The organism is uncultured Boseongicola sp., from assembly GCF_937988555.1.
Lineage (GTDB): Bacteria > Pseudomonadota > Alphaproteobacteria > Rhodobacterales > Rhodobacteraceae > Boseongicola.
The window spans coordinates 1-18,544 of sequence record NZ_CALJXO010000011.1; the positions used below are offsets into that span (position 1 = coordinate 1).

The following is an 18,544-nucleotide window of genomic DNA, read 5'->3' on the forward strand; positions in this document are numbered from 1 at the left end:
ACAAGCTTCGGTTTTCCTTTGCTATTCTGCGCCGAGGCGGTTTTATTGATGCGCAAGAGGCGCAAAAGACGTCGTCTTCTTGCATCTGAACTTCAAAACAAGGCGTTTTAGCAGGAATTTGAGACGATATGGCGCGCAAAATATCAAAACCTGCGGTAAAAGTGCGTTGTCACATTAACTCAGTTATCGGCAGATTTCGTCTTCTTGATGGAACTTGGAATCTCTTAAGTCGTTGAAATCCAGTAAACCGTATTTTCAAAAACTTCGATATTTCGACTTAGAAAAGTTAATGTGACAACGCCATGTGACGGGAAAAACTCGGACCATTCCCGCTCGAAGACTTCTCAGTCGATCATTTCGACCAACCGGGCGCGCAGGAGGTCGTCTTGTTCTGCGGGTGGTTTTCTTGGCTTCATATCGTGGCTCGAAATAGCCGGTATCCCGCCTCCATAATACCAAACCCTGCAACCTAGCCCAACAAAATCGTGCTATTTTCAAACAAAATCAGTCGGACAGGAGTTATTCAGGGCGAACGAATTAAGCCCAAAAAAAAATGAGGGTCGGTTGATTTTGCGCAATAGGCAAGTGCCCAGATGTCATAGAAACAGTCGTATGGAAAACACTCCTCTCACATTTATAAATCGCGCTGACGCGGGTCGGCAACTGGCCGAGGCTCTGACGGCACTGGGGCTTGACCAGCCCCTGATCTATGCCCTGCCCCGCGGCGGGGTGCCTGTGGCCGTCGAGATCGCAAAGTCGCTTCATGCGCCGCTTGACTTGCTACTTGTGCGCAAAATCGGCGCTCCGCAAAATCCGGAGGTCGCCCTTGGTGCAATTGTCGAGGGCGCGAGCCGACAAATTGTCATCAACGAAAGCGTGAAACGTGCGTCTGGTGCTGATGAGGCTTACATATCGGCTGCTGTGGCCAGCCAAAGAGCCGAGCTTGAGCGACGCAAAAAGCTGTATCTCGGTGATCGGGCAAGGCTGGACCCAAGGGGTCGAGCCGTTGTTGTTGTAGACGATGGGCTGGCCACTGGTGCCACAATGAAGGCGGCGTTGATTGGGCTGAAACGTAGCAATCCAAGGCGGATCATAGTTGCCCTTCCAGTCGCCCCAAAGACGGCTTTGGACGACATCTCCGATCAGGCCGATGACATCATTTGCCTGAATCCAGCAACGGAATTCCGCGGCGTGGGCGGCTTTTATCGCGACTTTCATCAGTTGACGGACGACGAAACAGTGGCACTGCTTGCTCAGGTTTCAAATGGCCCGACAAATACCGCACGCGCTGTCACAGTAGCCACCCACAAAAGGCAGGTGTCCATTCCGCCACTCGGACTTCCCGGCGATCTGACGGTTCCACCAAACCCGCGCGGTATCGTCTTGTTTGCACATGGCAGCGGATCAAGTCGACTTAGCCCGCGTAACACATATGTCGCCGAGAAACTGAACGCCGAAGGGTTTGCAACGCTTCTGTTTGATCTTTTGACACCTCAGGAGGGGCAAGACCGCCGCAACGTTTTTGACATTCCGCTGCTTGCTGACCGCGTGGTCGAAGCCTCGATCTGGATCACCTCCGAGCCTGACCTTGAAGATTTGCCACTTGGCCTTTTCGGGGCAAGCACAGGTGCGGGAGCGGCGCTTGTCGCGGCGGCTGAACTCAAAGGCCGTGTGGCAGCTGTCGTATCGCGTGGCGGTCGGCCGGATTTGGCTATGGATTATCTGCCGATGGTCGTCAGCCCGACGTTGCTGGTCGTCGGCAGTCTGGACCATGATGTTACCGGGCTGAACAAACAGGCTCTTGCTGCGCTGACCTGCGGAAAGGAGCTGGAGTTGGTGCCAGGGGCAGGTCATCTGTTTGAAGAACCGGGCACACTGGACTGTGCCGTCGATCATGCCGCAAATTGGTTCAAGGCGCATCTCACCAAACACGTGACGACAAGATCAAAGCCCGCACCTCCGCCAAAGACCAAAACCGCTCGCTCTGTCCTGCACGCTGCCGCCGAGCCCTTGCCCTCGATCAGTGATCCCGATTTTGCCAAAGCATTTGACCGGTTCGGATCAAAGCGCGTGGTGCTTCTGGGCGAAGCCTCTCACGGCACATCGGAATTCTATCGCGCGCGAGCCGCCATCACCCGCCGCCTGGTTGAAGAGCACGGTTTTACTAGTATTGCAGTCGAAGCAGATTGGCCCGACGCCGCAATGATTGACCGCTACATCCGGCACAAACGCCCGGAGGCGATGAAAACACCACCCTTTGCACGCTTTCCCACATGGATGTGGCGCAACGTCGAGTTCGATGCATTCACGCGCTATTTGGAGCAATATAACCAGACAAGAAAGGTCGACGACCGCGTCGCGTTCTATGGCCTTGACCTCTATAATATGAATTCCTCGATTGCTGCAGTTCTGGAATATCTTGACCGCGTCGACGAAACGGCAGCCGAAGTGGCCCGGTCACGTTATGCCTGCCTGTCGGCATGGTCGCAGGACCCCGCAGCCTATGGGCGCGCGGCCCTGACGCGCGGGTTTTCTGTGTGCGAAGGGCCCGTCACCCAAATCCTGATCGATCTGTTCAAAAAGCAATTGGATTATACCGCGCAGGATGGTGATCAGTTCTTTGATGCCGCGCAAAACGCACGGCTGGTCGCCAATGCGGAACGCTACTACCGCGTGATGTACTACGGCTCGGAACTGTCGTGGAACTTGCGCGACCAGCACATGTTCCAGACTCTGCGCCAAATCCTGAACCATTCTGGACCAGACGAAAAAGTCGTGGTTTGGGCGCATAATTCTCACATCGGCGATGCGCGTCACACCGATATGGGCCGCATCCGTGGCGAGTTGAACATCGGTCAGCTTTGCCGCGAGGAATATGGAGATACAGCCGCCCTGATCGGATTTGGAACGGCATCGGGTACCGTTGCTGCAGCCTCCGAGTGGAATGCGCCGATGGAGACCAAAGACATTCGCCCTCCGCGCCCCGATAGTTACGAGGCCCTGTGCCACGATGTCGATCTTGAACGCTTCCTGTGGGATTTCAAAAAGCAACAATCACCTGAATTCCTGAAGCTTTTGAGCCAGCAAAGATTGCAGCGATACATTGGCGTCATTTACCGGCCCGAGACTGAAAGAGCGAGCCATTACAGCTATGCCACCCTGCCCAATCAATATGATGCTTTCGTTTGGTTCGACCAAACACAGGCGGTCACTGCGTTACCCACGTTGACGAATACCACAGAGGACGAAACCTACCCGTTTGGCCTGTGAAAAGGGCCTGGCAGACCTGCCCCGTCGCGCGCGCACCTGCAATCGTCTCAGGATGGCCGCGCGTCGCGCTTGAGGAAGAGAAAATGAGAATTCAAGATCTGTCGCATTGGGTGTGTATAAAATTTTTATTGCTGTTCTTGACAGCTGAACGACCGCTGCCCAAATCGTCAAACGGAGATGTCAAATACAGATCTCTAGGTGGTGGAATGGCGGATGGCGAGGACAATGCAGCCGTCCCTTTGGCTGCTACTCAGATCTGCGGCCGCGCGCGCACCGCCGCTTGTCTGATCGTTCAGCGTTCCAGGCCTAGCCAGAATCCAATTACATCTCTGTCACATTGCCCACCTATCCGGAGGTATCGGGCCCATCGACTGTTCCTTTCCGGGGTCGGTTGAGCAGCTGTTCCACCTCAACACAAAAAGGAGTCTTACAATGCTACAGACAATTTTTTCTCCACTAAACATCAGCGATCCGTTTGCCGATATGCGTCGGCAGCAAAGCGAAATGAACCGGCTTTTTACTGGGTCCAGAACGCCCGGCCCATCCGCATGCTATCCGCCAGTCAACTTCTGGGCCGGTCAGGATAGCATTGTTATGAGCATCGAGCTTCCCGGCCTGACCGAGCAAGACATCGAGCTGACGGTCAAGGACACAATGCTTTCTATTCGCGGCACATATCCTGATTCCGAAAAGGGCGACGACATCGTCTGGCATCGTCACGAGCGTTCTGATGGGACGTTCTTGCGCTCGGTCGAACTGCCCTTCCGGGTCAATCCCGACCAGATTGAGGCGCGTTTTGAAAATGGTGTTCTGACCGTCGAGATGCAACGCCCCGAAGACGACAAACCCAAGCGCATCGCGATTAAAACAACCTGAAACCATGATTGAAAGGAGAGTGACATGGCACAAGACCTCACCACACAAGACACGCACGACGTGACGACAACTAACGGCGACGCAAATCGCAGGGCGATGGCATTTACACCAGCGGTCGACATCTTTGAGCGTGATGAAACCACGGTGATCATGGCTGATATGCCGGGTGTGGCGCCGGGTGATGTTGATGTAACACTGGAGCGTCAAATCCTGACACTTCGCGGCAAGGTCAAGCCGTACGCACCTGAAGGTTATCGCCTTTTGTCGTCCGAATACCGGGTTGGGGATTATATCCGCGTCTTCACCCTGTCGGATGAGGTCGATCAGGCAAGGATCGATGCGGAATTCAAAAACGGGGTTCTGCGGCTGGAATTGCCACGCTCGCCCGAAACCCAGCCCAAGAAAATCTCGGTGAAGGCGGCATAGCCCGCCTTTCCATCTAAACATCGCAATCAAGGAAGGAGTCTAAAATGCAAATCAGCGATCTAACCCCATGGGGTCGGGACAAAGAAAAGAGCTTGGCAAGCGAAAGAGAAAACGGGTCCAATCCACTAGTGTCACTGCAACGTGACATCAACCACGTGTTCGAGGACTTTTGGAACAAAGTTGAAAATGGCTGGAATGGCCGCAGCGATGTTGTGGGCATGTTCGGCCCCAGCACCGACGTCACAGAGACAGACAAAAGCGTTGACGTCTCAATCGAATTGCCCGGCATGACGGAAAAAGACATCGACGTTTCGCTTTCAAGCGACGCGATGACCATCCGTGGCGAAAAGAAAGTCGAACACGAAGAGGAACGCAAAGGCGTTTACATGTCTGAACGGTCCTACGGCTCATTCTATCGCACGGTGCCGCTTCCAGCGGGCGTCGACCCTGACAAAGCCGATGCAAAGTTCAAGAACGGTGTGTTGACCATAACCCTGCCCAAGACCGCAGAGGCGCAGGCCAAGGTAAAACGTATTCCCATAAAAGCCGCATAAGGCATGCGGGGCCGGGCATCCCCGGCCCCATTCCTCAGGTCCAAAGGAGAAAAGCTATGCACGCTATAGTTTCTCGTCTCGGCCACGTATTGGTCGCGATTTGCATTTTTACCTTTAGCTTCACCGCACCGGTAGCGTCGCAAACTGCGGATCGACCGTTATATTTAAACGATGATGGGCTGCCAACTCTGGCCCCTTTGCTGGATCGAGTAACACCGGCTGTCGTCAACATTTCGGTCGAAAGCGAACAAACAGCCGAATTGAACCCGTTGTTCAATGATCCGTTTTTTCGACGGTTTTTTGACATGCAGCCGTTTCCGCAACAGCCACAGCCACAGCCACGCCGACAAATGAGCGCGGGTTCCGGTGTGATTTTTGATGCCGAGGAAGGGTATGTTCTGACCAACCACCACGTCGTAGAGAATGGAGACCGGATCGTCGTAACGCTCAAGGATCGGCGGCAATTTGATGCCACTCTGATCGGCAGTGATCCAGGCACGGATATCGCCTTGCTCAAGATCAATGCCACAGACCTGACCGCGCTTGATCTGGGCGACAGCGATCGGCTCCAAGTGGGCGATTATGTATTGGCGATCGGGAACCCATTTGGTCTTGGCCAGACCGTGACATCCGGCATCGTCAGCGCATTGGGGCGCAGCGGGCTGAACATAGAAGGCTACGAGGATTTCATCCAAACCGACGCTTCCATCAACCCAGGCAATTCCGGCGGCGCTTTGGTGACCCTTGATGGACGGCTGGTTGGCATCAACACCGCCATCATCGCGCCATCGGGCGGCAATGTCGGGATTGGTTTCTCCGTGCCTGCAAATATGGCAAATGCCGTTGTCGATCAGCTGATCGAGTTTGGCGAGGTCCAACGGGGACAACTTGGAATAAGGATTCAGGATTTTACGCCCGACCTTGCCGAAGCCTTGGGCATTGAAGCCGGTGCAGGCGCAGTTATCACCCAAGTCGAGCCGGACAGCGCTGCCGAGGCGGCGGGATTTCAGCCCGGGGATCTGATTGTGTCTGTTGATGGTCGTTCCATTGCCGGGTCCGCCGATTTGCGCAGTCAAATCGGATTGAAGCGGCTTGGCAGAGATATCGAAATCGGCATCATCCGCGATGGTAAAACGCTGACACTGACGGCCACGTTGCGCAAAGGCGCGCAGCTTGGCGCAAAAGCGGGCAAGCAAGGGCTTGGGCGGCTTTCAGGGGCCGAGCTGCGAGACCTGCAACCCGGCGACCCGCTTTACGGCGATGTTGCCGGTGTCGTGATCGCCCAAGTGGATGCCGACAGCCGCGCCGCACGTTCAGGTTTGGAAGCAGGCGACATTATCGTGGCCGCCAATCGGGTGCCCGTCACATCAGTTGCCGAGTTGCGCCAGCAACTTGCGTCCATCGACGGAGCGCTTGCCCTAACCATCCAACGCGGATCGTCCCGCATATTTCTAATCGTCCGTTGACGCCAAGACCCCATGAAAGGAACCAATCATGGAAAAAAGAAAAGAAAAAATCAATCAACCCACCGATGAGCCAACGTCAGATGAGCCAACGTCAGATGAACCTGAAGTAACAACTCGGGATCCTGACGCAGAACTAGAGGTTCTCACGGACAAATGGAAGCGCGCCCTAGCCGAGGCCGAGAACGCTCGTAAGCACGCCAATGCGGCCCGTATTGACGGGCGAGAACATGGTGTGGCCCTCGCGGTAGAGGCCCTTGCCCCGGCTTACGATGACATCTGTCTAGCGATTGAGGCCGCTCGCACCAGTCCTGATGCCGACAATCCACTGATCGTCGCGCTTCTAGAGGGCCTGAACCGAACGAAGTCGGCCTTCACGACCGGCCTAAAGGCGCTTGGTATCAGGGAGATTGCACCAAAGAACTCCCCCTTTGATCCGGCGCTTCATGAAGCCCTGCAAACGCAGGACACTGATGACACCAAGCCAGGTATGGTTCTTGTCCTGCATCGTCCCGGCTTCGCCCTAGGACAGCGGCTTATCCGACCAGCCCATGTGACCGTGAGCGCAAGCCCAAGCAAACAGACGAAGGACTGAACATAAAAAACGCCGTAAAGAGGATCATGTTCTTTGGAAGCTGCGCACCCTTAAACCAGTTCATTCGTGCCCTCTCCCGTCAATTGTACCAACCGCAATTGCGGTCAGCCTACCAAGTCCGCGCGTCGACTAGCGTTCTTTGCGACCGTAGGATGGAACAGTGGATCGGGAAAGTGATGAGACCTGCCGATCAGGGCTCGCCGTTGATCAAGCGAGCACACTGGGGAAAACCCTTGGTTGTGGAGTAGGGTCACGGTGGCCTTTCGCAGAGTCCCTCCAGACGTAACCGACTTGGGCCTACCATCTGGCTCTCCGGCACAAAAACAATCGCAGTTTGGCTATTTCAAAACTAGCCGAGAGATTATTGACCTGGCGGTGATGATGCATGTCCGATTTCCATTGGTTCCGACATTCCTGACCTGCAGCCTAGTTCCCGATCAATTGAACCTGTTGAAATCCTCAGTATCCGCCCAAAAAGACAAGTAAGTATCTTCAGGAAACCTAAGAAAATGGCAAACAGGTCCGATATCAAAAAGAGGATAGCCGCCCTTCGTAGCGAAATCGTGCGGCACGACCAGCTCTATTACGTGGAGGCTGCGCCGGAGATCTCTGATAAACAATACGAAAGGCTGTTCGCCGAACTCGAACTGCTGGAGCAAGAGCGCCCGGACCTTGTGACACCGGACTCGCCTACTCAGCGGGTAGGCGTAGCGCCGCGCACCGGGCTGGAAAAAGTATCACATATCGCGCCGATGCTAAGCCTAAACGCGGTACGCAACGAGGAGGATGTTGAAGGCTTCCTTGCACGCATTCGTACCGAGACGGGGGAAGATGAGGCGGTGATATGGGCCGAGCCAAAGTTCGACGGTTTGTCGGTGGAGGTCGTATACGAGAATGGCCATTTTGATCGCGCGTCAACGCGCGGCGACGGGCGCACCGGTGAGGGGATCGGTCATACTTTGCTCGCAGCGCGCGCGCTGCCCTTGCGGCTCCGGCATCCCAAGAAAGTGCCCGACGCGTTGGTCGTACGGGGCGAGGCGCTTTTGCCTTTAAAAAGCTTTCAGAAGCTGAACCGCGCGCGCGTTGAGCGGGGTGAAGAGCCCTTTGCCAACCCCCGAAATGCGGCCGCCGGTCTTCTTAGGCGGCTTGATCCCGCTGGAGCAGAGGGCATTCGTTTCGCGGTTTCATTCTACGATGCGACAGGCTTAAGCATCCAAGATGCACCGACGCAGGAGGCGCTTTTGAAAAAGCTTGAGCATCTGGGCCTTCCTGTTCTTGGCGCGCGGGAACGTTGCGTGTCGATGGAAAACATCCGCGCCTTTCACAAGCGTCTCGTGGAGGCACGCGACCAGCTGCTCTACGAGATCGACGGGATGGTTCTAAAGCTTGATGACCGCGCTGCGCGCGAGGTTATGGGCACACGCGCACGCAGCCCACGTTGGGCACTGGCCTGGAAGTTTGAGCCGAGACACGAGATAACGCGGATCGCAGACATCGCGGTGAGCGTGGGCCGGACAGGGGCGCTCACACCCGTCGCCTTGCTTGATCCAGTCGATGTGGGCGGCGTAACCGTTGCGCGCGCGACGCTGCACAACGCAAGCGAAATCCGCCGCAAAGATCTGAGAGTGGGCGATACTGTGCGGATCGAGCGCGCGGGTGATGTGATCCCCAAAGTCGTCGAACGCATGGATACGCCGGGACAGAAGCGAGGCGATGTGTTCGAAATGCCAGAGGTGTGCCCCGCATGTGGCGCGAAACTGGAAATGCGCGGACCCATGGCATACTGCCCCGCAAGCATCGCCTGTACCGCACAGCTTGTGGGCCGGATCGTGCACTATGCCGCCCGGGGCGCGATGGATATTGACGGTCTGGGTGACAAGACAGCCTCGCAACTAGTCGAGCGGGGAATGGTGAAAACCCTCGCCGACCTCTACGACTTATCTGCTGAAGATTTCAAAACCCTCGAAGGCTTTGCAGCCAAATCGGCCAAGGCGCTTTTTGACGCCATTCAAAACAGAACCAGGCTGCCATTGGACCGTTTTATTTGGGCCTTGGGCATCCGTCACGTCGGCAGCGACTCCGCTCGGCAGCTTGCGCGTGCGTTTGGATCTCTCAAAGCGCTGCGTGACGCATCTGAGGATAACATCAGCGCAGTGGTCAATATCGGCCCCAAGACTGCGGCCTCTATTGTCGGTTTCTTCGCGGAAAGGCGCAACCGCGACGTTGTTGACAGGCTGCTTGCGGCCGATATCTCCCCCCAACCGGTAGAGAGGACCGGACCTACCCTCGCAGACAAGACATTCGTCCTCACTGGCGCGTTGGCGGGTTGGACGCGTGCGGAAGCATCGCAAGAAATCGAGCGGCGCGGCGGGCGTGTGACCAAGACCGTCAGCGATGAGACAGACTACCTCGTCGTCGGAGAAAAGCCCGGCTCGAAGCTCGAGCAAGCAAAGCGGCACGGTGTCAGGACGCTCGACGAAGCGGGTTTTCGGAAACTTTTAGGTCAAGGAGGTTGAGCCATGCCAGTCCACAACAGCGAGATCGCGGAGATATTCGACCATCTGGCAGACCTCCTCGAGATTAAGGGGGCGAACCCGTTTCGCGTGCGGGCCTACCACAACGCGGCGAACACGATACGCGGAAACAGTCGAAGTATGACCGACATAGTCGACGCGGGCGAGAATCTCACGGAATTGCCCAATATCGGAGAGGATCTGGCCGGTAAGATTACGGAAATCGTCCGAACTGGCAAATTGCAGCTTCTCAAAGAGGTTTCCAGCAAGGTGCCGGACGCTATTGTCGAGGCTACGCGTATTCCCGGCGTTGGCCCCAAAAAAGCGCAGATGCTTTTCCAACAGCTCAGCCTCCGCACCATAGGCGATCTTAGGCAAGCCGCCGAAGAGGGTAGGATCGAGAAGATCGCAGGCTTCGGCGCAAAGACACAAGCAAAAATCCTCGAAGAGCTTTCCCATAGCGACTTCGGGACGCGCCGGTGGCGGATCGACGAAGCCGAGGATTTCGCCGGGCCGCTGCTCGATTGGGTTCGTAAAATCGAAGGTGTCAGCAAAGCAGAGATCGCGGGAAGCTACCGCCGCCGTAAGGAGACGGTGGGAGACCTCGACATTCTGGCTGCGGGCGCGCAAGGCAGAAAAATAATAGACCACTTCACCGAATATGATGAAATTGTCAGCATTGCCTCGAAGGGCGCTACCCGTTCGACGGTTACCCTGCGTGTAGGGCTTCAGGTGGATCTGCGCGTGGTCGGAAAAGAAAGTTGGGGATCTGCACTTCACTATTTCACAGGATCAAAGGCGCACGGCATTGCCTGTCGGCGACGTGCCCAGAAGCGGGGTCTTAAGCTCAATGAATATGGCCTTTTTAATGGAACAAGGCGTATTGCAGGAGCAACGGAAGACAACCTTTACAAAAAGATCGGATTGCCATGGATCGACCCCGTGTTGCGCGAAGCCCAGGGCGAGATAGAAGCCGCCGAGGTTAGTGCATTGCCTGCACTGATCACGCGTGACGACATCCGGGGAGACTTGCATGCACACACGAAGGCTTCGGACGGCAAAAATACTTTGCGCGAAATGGCCGAGGCCGCAATACTAAAGGACTACGAATACCTTGCTATCACCGACCACTCAAAGAGCCAGCGCGTGGCAGGAGGTTTGTCCGAGCGCGAACTCGAAGACCAGATCGAGGAAATCGCCCGTATGAACGAGTCCTTCGCAGGATTTCGTCTGCTCAGCTCATGCGAGGTCGATATTCTTAAAGACGGGTCACTCGATTTCCCCGACAAAATATTGAGCAAACTCGACCTTGTAGTGGTGTCGGTCCATTCGGATTTCAACATGTCTGAGGCGGAGCAGACCGAGCGCATTATCCGAGCGATGGACAATCCTTTGGTCAGTATCGTCGGACATCCCACCGGCCGCCTCATCGGGACGCGGCGGCCCTACCCCGTGAACATTGAGCGCCTTGTGATCGCCGCGAAAGAGCGGGGCTGCTGTCTGGAACTCAACGCCGATCCGCAGCGCCTCGACCTCAGTGACGTGCAGTGCCGCATTGCGAGGGACGCAGGGGTGATGATCGCCATTTCGACAGACGCGCATAAGTGCGGCTCACTCGACAACATTCAATATGGTGTCGATCAGGCTAGGCGGGGCTGGCTTTCGGCCAAGGAGGTACTGAATACCCGCGAATGGAAAAAGGTTGCGAGGCTCCTAACACGGCCCTAAGAAAGTGACTGCAATCACGCAAAAAATCGCTGGGATCGCTTGACAAAAAGACCCCGGTAGAAGCGCGCCGAGCGCTTGAGTTGTTTGATGGCATCGCGCTCGCCGCGCTTGCCACACCAGAAACTGACGACTAACAAAACCGAGAACTTTTACTATGACTGTAAGCGTCCGCTTGTCCCGTTCTTTCTTGAACAGTTGGACAGAAACGGTTTCAGAACTCTATCGAGAGGGCAGTATGGCTGAATGATTGAGATCAAAACCGACACTAAAATGCTTTGAACGCAAGACGCAACAATTGACGTCCTTTAAGCCAACCGCCCCCACAAAGCCACCTGACTAAGGCGCGTCAGGGTGGTGCCACATGTTGACGGTTGCACCCCACGGCGACTTGTGACTGCGTTCTCCGTCCACCAGATTTTGCGTCACGACTGGTCATGCGTTCGTCACTAGCCACTGCCCTCTCGATCTGATGGTTCGGTGAGCCAGACCCATGCCTGACCAAGCAAGAGCGGGACTAGGCTGGAAGCGACCGCGAGAACTAGACCGGCACGCCCCGGGTTCGGCAGGCCCAAAAGGTCGGCCAATGGTGGAAACCAGAGAGCAAGGCCTATCAATCCCAAACAGAGTGCGATGGCCCCCCAGATATATCCGTTCCGAGTGACCTCGTTATGCAACAGCCCCGAATCGTGATCTCTCACGTTAAACACGTTCCAAATCTGCGCTAGCGCAAGGGTCAGAAAGGCCACTGTAACCGCCGGGCCAGAGTCAAGGCCCAGCCAGAAAAGCGCACAGGCGAAAGCGCCCAGCGTGGCTATCGTGATGAACGCGCCAAGAATGCCAATCAGGATCCAACTCCGGCGGTTGACGATAGCTTCCGCCGGGTTACGCGGCGGTTTAGCCATTACGTTACCGTCACCTGTCCCCAGCCCCAGTGCGAAGGCTGGGAAAACATCAGTAACAAGGTTCAGGAACAGGATTTGCAGCGGCAAAAGTGGCGTGGGCAAGCCCGCGCCCACGGCCAAACCCACGACCAGGACTTCGCTGACATTGCAGGACATGAGGTAGATGACGAACTTGCGGATGTTGTCAAAGATAACTCGTCCCTGCCGCATGGCCGCAATGATGGTCGCGAAGGCGTCATCTTGCAGAACCATATCGGCGGCCTCCTGGGCCACCTGCGTACCGCGCTGGCCCATCGCAATACCTATGTCGGCCTTCTTCAATGCCGGCGCATCATTCACGCCGTCGCCGGTCATGGCAACGACATGCCCGGCGTCCTGAAACAAGGACACAAGCATGAGTTTCGTCTCGGGTGAGACACGCGCAAAAACGTCCACATCCATTATGCGCGCGCGATCATCTTTACTGATGGTTTCCGGATCAAGCCCATCAATTTCACTGCTTTCGACAACCGACATTTCGCCGTTCCCAAGGCTTGCCTCCCGCGCAATGGTCTCTGCGGTGTCTGCGTGATCGCCCGTCAGCATGACCACACGCACCCCGGCCGCGCGGCAGGTCTCAATGGCGTCTGGCACGTCTTTACGGACGGGATCGAGCAGACAGACCAGACCCACAAGCGTTAAGCTTTCGTAAGGATCCGCATCCTTTGGTGCCCCCTCTTTCATCGCGAGGGCCAACAGGCGCAACCCGTCCTGCGCGGCCTCGGAATTGCGATTTGTCCACTCCTGACGCGTATCTTCGGTCATATCCTGAGCGCCGTCTTGCCCAATCACTTTCGTACAAACGTCGATCACCGCCTCGGGTGCGCCCTTGATGGCAAAGAGATAGCAGTCGCCATCGTCATGCACGGTTGCCATCATCTTCGTCCCAGGATCAAAGGCATGTTCTTTAACCTCAGGGGTACCGTCGAGAAGGCTCTTTCGCGACGCTCCGAAATTACCCGCAACCGACAACAGCGCGATTTCCATCGGGTCGCCGCTCCGGCTGTCTTTCGAGCCGTCCCCAAGCTCTGCATTGTTGCAGAGCGCTCCGATCCGGAGCGCCCACGCCATCGGGCTATCAGGTTCTGGCCCTTCGGTTGCCTCGCAGGCCTCAATATCCACATCGCCCGTGGCCAGTAGATACCGGACTACCGTCATGCGGTTTTCGGTCAGCGTACCGGTCTTGTCAGTCAGGATCACCGTTGTGGCCCCCAGCGTCTCGACCGAGGACAATCGGGTGATCAGCGCATTGCGCTGACTCATCCGCCACATGCCGCGCGCAAGGCTGAGAGTGGCGACGACCGGAAGCCCTTCGGGCACGGCGGCTACCGCAAGCGCAACCCCGGTTTGCACCATGATTGCCACGTCGTGTCCTCGCAGAATACCAGCAAAAATGGTCGACCCCGCGAACGCTAAAGTTATCCAGATAAGGCGATGGCCCAAGTTGTCAAGGCGACGCTCCAATGGAGCGACCTCACCTTCTGCGCTTTGCGCCAGGTCACTAATGCGGCCAAGCTCCGTCTTCATGCCCGTCGCGGTCACGATTCCCTCACCTGCACCTTGAGTAATCGCTGTGCCCTTGAACGCCATGCTGAGACGGTCGCCGAGGGCGGAATCTTTGTCCACTGGCTCGATGCTTTTCATCACCGGCGCAGATTCCCCCGTCAGCACGGATTCGTCCGCCTGCAGGTTCGACGCTTCACTCAGCCGAAGATCAGCTGTGACGACATCACCCGCCTCAAGGATCATAACATCGCCGGGAACCAGTTCGTGCGCATCAATCATGCGGACCTCACCATCTCGCCGCACCCGTGTGCGGACCTCGGCAATGCGCATTAAAGCTTCTATGGAGCGCGCTGCTTTTAGTTCGGTAAAGAACCCGATGGCCGAATTGAGGATCAGCACAAAGGCGATGGCGACGCCTTCGGCGATGTCTCCCAGAACGAAGGACATCACAGCTGCAGCTGTCAGAAGCCAAACGATAATGCTCCGGACCTGATGCAGAAGAATCGCCAGCACGCTTTTCTTTTTCTGGCGGCGCAGGCGGTTCGGCCCGTGCGCCTCCAGCCGCTTTTTCACCTCATCTGCGCCTAGCCCAGTCTTCGGATCAGACTTCAACTTCTCCGCCAGTTCCTGAACAGACATGCAAAAAGCGGCATCGGTTGGGTTCTTGGGCACACTTTCTCTCCATTTAGCAGGGTGCGGAAATCGGTTCCGCCCAAAAGTGTATTACCCGAGTTGGGACGGCAGAGCTTTAATGCATATCAACGCATAAGAGCCAAAAGATGCTCCAGCGCCTGCAGGATTTCGCGATCGGGAGCGGCTGGCAGCGAACCTTATCTAAGCATCTGATTCAAATCTATTCTACCGAACCTACTTACGTCCGCTATTAGGCTGCGGAAAGACGCAAAGCATTCAACGCCGCAGTGGCATGCTTCGAGCCCGAAGAATTCGGTTCGGATGAGATGCATCGGTCGATTGCGTTCCGAGCTAATATTCCAATGCTCAAGATAACCGCAAGCCCTATAGGCTCTTGAGTAATACCTTCTGAATAGCCGCAACAGGCATTTCGGCAAGTTCTTTTCCGACTTCCACCCGGATGAGTACTCTCAGTTCTTCGGTCACCTTTTGGCGCAGAATGCCCAGGAATGACGGAGGTGCGACCAAGACAAGCCCGCCGATTGGCATTTTTGCGTTTCTATGCACCAAAGCAACGACGATTTTCTTTGCGAACCCATCTGCACGTTTTCTTTCGAGATCGGGAGCTTCCATCGCGCTGCGGGAACCACCAGAAATTGCGGTTGCGGCACCGTCAAACCGCCGCCCGGGTGGCGCGGCAGTGCCCTCTGAGCCCTCATCAAGCTCATTCTCAATACTGTCATCGACATGCAGTTCCGGTTGTGCAGCAGGACCAATATTCTTGAGTATCAGAGCCTTATTCGCGTCACAGACCAAGATCACGAAGTCTTTTGGTATTCGTACAATCTTCGACAAAGCCACCCCCCTCGGATGAGATCCACCACTACCAAAAGGAGCTGCAAGCCTTACCACATGCCCATTTTGAGATGACGTCCAATATACACAACACGCGACGGGCCGCCTTGATCGATGTCATAAAGGTTCATTGACTGCCGGGTCCGTTCCGCCCCGCAACTGGCCCATAGGACCCTCAGACTTTACTACAGCTAAGACAAACGGCCGCTTTCTTGGCTGCATTGCAGCGTGGTTCTCTGACTGGTCTAGGCAGTTGCTTTGCTGCAACGGCGGACGTTGCATTTTTAGTATCCACTCCTTGGTCTAAACCCCCCGTCTTCCAGACGGGAGTGCTTTAGCACGAAGAATCGGTTATGTTTTTATCCTCCCGAAAAATAAGCCGCCGCAGGTCTTAGGGCTCATTTTTCAGGAGGATAAGAACTTGCAATATTTCACGGGCAAACATTGCGTTTTCTACCATCGTTACCACCTCGTTTGGTCGACCAAGTATCGCTATAAAGTGCTGCAGGGCGACATTAAGCTGCGAGTGCGTGACATTTGCCGTCAGGTTTGCGCTCAGAACGGCGTCGAGATTATCCGGGGCGTGTTGTCGAGCGACCATGTCCACATGTTTGTATCCGTCCCGCCAAAACTGGCGGTCAGTGACCTGATGCGGCTCATGAAGGGACGGTCGTCCCACAAAGTGCAACGTGAATTCCCGCATCTCAAAAAAACGATACTGGGGCAGGCACTTTTGGGGACGCGGGTACTTTTCAACCACCAACGGGGCCATCACCGAAGACATCGCACTTCAGTACCTCGAACAGCACATCGCTAATCCTACCGACGCAAGTCGGTAGTCGTTTAGTCCGACCGCTTTGGGCTCCTTGCTGCCGTTAGCCGCATCGCAGCGATCCTGCCAAACGATCTCGCCCCGACCAACATGAACGGCCCTTAGCTGCCGCTCGTCGGTCGCTTGAATTTCCGCCCGCACTTTGGGTGTCGTCGTCGCCTAGCTATGAAGATTGATCAGCATTGAACGTCCTTCCGGGTGTCATCTAAAACCGATCTTGCCATGAAGAATGCAGAGCGGCGAGGATCTATGTGATCGTCCGGGATGGAACAATTTATCTCACGACAAACCTGTAGACATCAAGGCTGCAATAGCGTCTGGATATAGCGCCTTCAATTGCGAGATCGCCAAAGGCTCGCCTTGCAAAGTGAACGCATCTATTTGATCTCCAACCTTGATAACCACAGCAAGCGGGCTTCTATCTCCGATAACTGCCACGTGATTGCCTGAATGATGTTCATGGACCACATTGCGAACCAATGCCGCAACAATGGTTTTACCAAGGACAAGTTGCGTTTCTAGAACAACCTTCATCTTCTCGGGCCATATGCATACCAAGCAAACTGAATGAACGGGAGCATTAACGATACCGCCGTAACGCGAACTGACGCGTCCACTTCGCCAAAAAAACAAACGCGCTCAAAATTCGGACGCACTGAAATCGACAGGCCTTGCGCTAGCCAGCCACCATATTGCAGTGGCATCAGGTAACCATAGAATTGGCCGGTGTCGGCGGGGTTATGCAGGCCAAACTCAACGTCAAGATTGAGACGTCTAAAATGTATTGCACCGAAGAGGCCAGAAATGAGTCGGGTAAACGCGGACACAATATCTGCGCGACCAAATACCTGGCTTTTACGCCTATTCCGGTCCCTTTTCTTTTTTGGTCTCTTTGCTATAGATCTTTTCCGACGTGAACTGTCGAAGATCGTCACACTGGGTGACAGACCGGCAAAAAACTTTGCGTCGACGCGATAGATCGACTGAGACGAAGTGCGCAGGTATGCACGCAGATCAACAGGTGTCACAAGCAAACCAGCTAGAATGACGACCAGAAAACCAACACGCCAAATGAATATTGCGGAAAACGTGACCACAGCAGATCAGGCTTTGGTGCTATCTTTGGTTTGAGAGGGATTTTTCATAACATGTGCGGCAGTTTCTCCGATTACTTCCGCCACATTGGTTAGAGCCCCCTTCACGGCTTCGACACGCGCACCGTCCTTGTCAAAAATAATTGCACCCAAAGGCTTGATGCCGCCGCCGCCGCCGGTTCCAGCACCAGTTCCTGATTTCGCTACGACGTTCCCGCCAGCACCAAACCCGAAACCGTAACTCACAATCGGAATGACGGTGGAGCCTTCCCGTTCAATTGGATCGCCCAAGACATTTTTGGCATTCAGTAATCGATCAAGTTCTTCAACGGTGCCCTTCAACAGCTTTTCGACATCTTCCATGACATTCTCCGTGAGTTTATGAGACCGTACTCATCTCGTTATCACAGATACTGAAGCAGCAAATTGACTATAATCAATGGCGGTTTTGTCCGGAGGCTGTGTGAAAACTTCGCGAGATCAAAAACCACGAGAACTCCAGCGCCATATCGCAGGACTTTGTTCCCAAGTAGGTGGATGACGGGTTTCCTAGTGGAAAAAAATTCTCCCGGAATCTACGATCACGGAGTTTTCACACAGCCTCTCCGCATAGCAGTTATTCAACTGGCCTTCCGGTGCCGCTCTGCAGCGAACGGCGGGTTTGTCCTGTGGTTTCAACTGATCGTTGCAACACATGCCTCAAATTTCTCAGCAGGCGTTTGGTAGTGCAAGGTCTTTCGCGGCCTCTCACCGCGCTGCCACCGACCCCACATCTCCGACTTCTGTTTGTCCGTATAAAACGTCCGCGTACGATACTTCATCTCTAACACTCCATCTTTCCAAAAAGACTAAAGTGTTGCGTCGATCCGTTGAAACCACAGGACAAAGCTGCCGTTGACCCTAAACGCTAGAGCGTGTCGGTCCTGATCGGATTCGGGATTCCCATGGTGTTCAATCTGTGATTTCCTGCCTTTGAGGCAGATATTGGGGGTCAGAGATGGGTAAACCGCATCCTGTTGAGCTGCGCGAGCGCGCCGTCGCGCTTGTTGCTCAGGGAAACACACACACTGAAACGGCTCGGCGACTGTGCGTTTCGATCAAGTTCGTCAACGACATGGTGCGGCTCAAGCGCGAGACCGGGTCGCTTGCGCCCAAGCCGCAGGGCAATCCTGGGCGCGGCAAGCTGACAAGTGTCAAGGATTGGGTACGTGCGCGGATCGCGGCTCAGCCCGATCTGACGATTGACGAGTTGACGGCG

At 55.4% G+C, this 18,544-nt stretch carries 13 protein-coding genes and 2 pseudogenes; 10 read left to right on the top strand and 5 right to left on the bottom strand.

The features are described from left to right. The first annotated feature begins 612 nt into the window (after window positions 1-612). The 8 genes from Q1B15_RS00540 (at window position 613) to polX (ending at window position 11,425) form a co-directional block, all read left to right on the top strand. Window positions 613-3,270: an erythromycin esterase family protein gene (locus Q1B15_RS00540; RefSeq protein ID WP_299748567.1), complete on the top strand. Its 2,658-nt coding sequence runs from the start codon at window positions 613-615 to the stop codon at window positions 3,268-3,270. Window positions 3,271-3,702: 432 nt separating this feature from the next. Then, the gene (locus Q1B15_RS00545; RefSeq protein ID WP_299748570.1) at window positions 3,703-4,146 is read left to right on the top strand and encodes an Hsp20/alpha crystallin family protein; all 444 of its coding nucleotides are present in this window, start codon (window positions 3,703-3,705) and stop codon (window positions 4,144-4,146) included. A 24-nt stretch (window positions 4,147-4,170) separates the two neighbouring features. Then, a complete protein-coding gene (locus Q1B15_RS00550) occupies window positions 4,171-4,572 on the top strand; it encodes an Hsp20/alpha crystallin family protein (protein ID WP_299748573.1) in 402 nt (133 codons plus the stop codon). A 44-nt stretch (window positions 4,573-4,616) separates the two neighbouring features. After that, a complete protein-coding gene (locus Q1B15_RS00555) occupies window positions 4,617-5,126 on the top strand; it encodes an Hsp20/alpha crystallin family protein (RefSeq protein ID WP_299748576.1) in 510 nt (169 codons plus the stop codon). A 56-nt stretch (window positions 5,127-5,182) separates the two neighbouring features. Then, a complete protein-coding gene (locus Q1B15_RS00560; RefSeq protein WP_299748578.1) occupies window positions 5,183-6,592 on the top strand; it encodes a DegQ family serine endoprotease in 1,410 nt (469 codons plus the stop codon). Window positions 6,593-6,620: 28 nt separating this feature from the next. After that, window positions 6,621-7,184 carry a nucleotide exchange factor GrpE gene (locus Q1B15_RS00565; RefSeq protein ID WP_299748581.1) on the top strand — a complete coding sequence of 188 codons (564 nt, stop codon included), beginning with the start codon at window positions 6,621-6,623 and terminating at the stop codon, window positions 7,182-7,184. A gap of 509 nt (window positions 7,185-7,693) precedes the next feature. Further along, window positions 7,694-9,700 (top strand): NAD-dependent DNA ligase LigA, encoded by a 2,007-nt coding sequence (gene ligA / locus Q1B15_RS00570; RefSeq protein ID WP_299748584.1) that lies wholly within the window; start codon window positions 7,694-7,696, stop codon window positions 9,698-9,700. Between the two features lie 3 nt (window positions 9,701-9,703). After that, window positions 9,704-11,425: a DNA polymerase/3'-5' exonuclease PolX gene (polX, locus tag Q1B15_RS00575; protein WP_299748586.1), complete on the top strand. Its 1,722-nt coding sequence runs from the start codon at window positions 9,704-9,706 to the stop codon at window positions 11,423-11,425. A gap of 446 nt (window positions 11,426-11,871) precedes the next feature. Here the strand turns inward: polX and Q1B15_RS00580 are convergent, their stop codons facing one another. Further along, window positions 11,872-14,544, bottom strand: coding sequence for a cation-transporting P-type ATPase (locus tag Q1B15_RS00580; RefSeq protein ID WP_299748589.1), 2,673 nt, complete (start codon window positions 14,542-14,544; stop codon window positions 11,872-11,874). Between the two features lie 345 nt (window positions 14,545-14,889). Beyond that, the gene (locus Q1B15_RS00585; RefSeq protein WP_299748592.1) at window positions 14,890-15,360 is read right to left on the bottom strand and encodes a host attachment protein; all 471 of its coding nucleotides are present in this window, start codon (window positions 15,358-15,360) and stop codon (window positions 14,890-14,892) included. 421 nt (window positions 15,361-15,781) lie between these two features. Here Q1B15_RS00585 and tnpA point away from each other — a divergent pair. Beyond that, window positions 15,782-16,199 (top strand): annotated as a pseudogene (tnpA, locus tag Q1B15_RS00590) (IS200/IS605 family transposase). A gap of 272 nt (window positions 16,200-16,471) precedes the next feature. On the opposite strand, the gene Q1B15_RS00595 reads toward tnpA, so the two are convergent. The 3 genes from Q1B15_RS00595 to Q1B15_RS00600 are packed head-to-tail and all read right to left on the bottom strand — an operon-like array spanning window position 16,472 to window position 17,649. Beyond that, on the bottom strand, window positions 16,472-16,726 hold the full coding sequence (locus tag Q1B15_RS00595) for a hypothetical protein (RefSeq protein ID WP_299748595.1): 255 nt from the start codon (window positions 16,724-16,726) through the stop codon (window positions 16,472-16,474). Next, window positions 16,723-17,289, bottom strand: a complete 567-nt coding sequence (locus Q1B15_RS23270; RefSeq protein ID WP_366141642.1) for a DUF2953 domain-containing protein — start codon at window positions 17,287-17,289, stop codon at window positions 16,723-16,725. The genes Q1B15_RS00595 and Q1B15_RS23270 overlap by 4 nt, the downstream gene beginning before the upstream one ends. A 6-nt stretch (window positions 17,290-17,295) precedes the next feature. Further along, window positions 17,296-17,649, bottom strand: coding sequence for a spore germination protein GerW family protein (locus Q1B15_RS00600; RefSeq protein ID WP_299748598.1), 354 nt, complete (start codon window positions 17,647-17,649; stop codon window positions 17,296-17,298). A 634-nt stretch (window positions 17,650-18,283) separates the two neighbouring features. Between Q1B15_RS00600 and Q1B15_RS00605 the strand changes: the two are divergent. Continuing rightward, window positions 18,284-18,544, top strand: a pseudogene (locus Q1B15_RS00605) (IS630 family transposase); the annotation flags it as partial.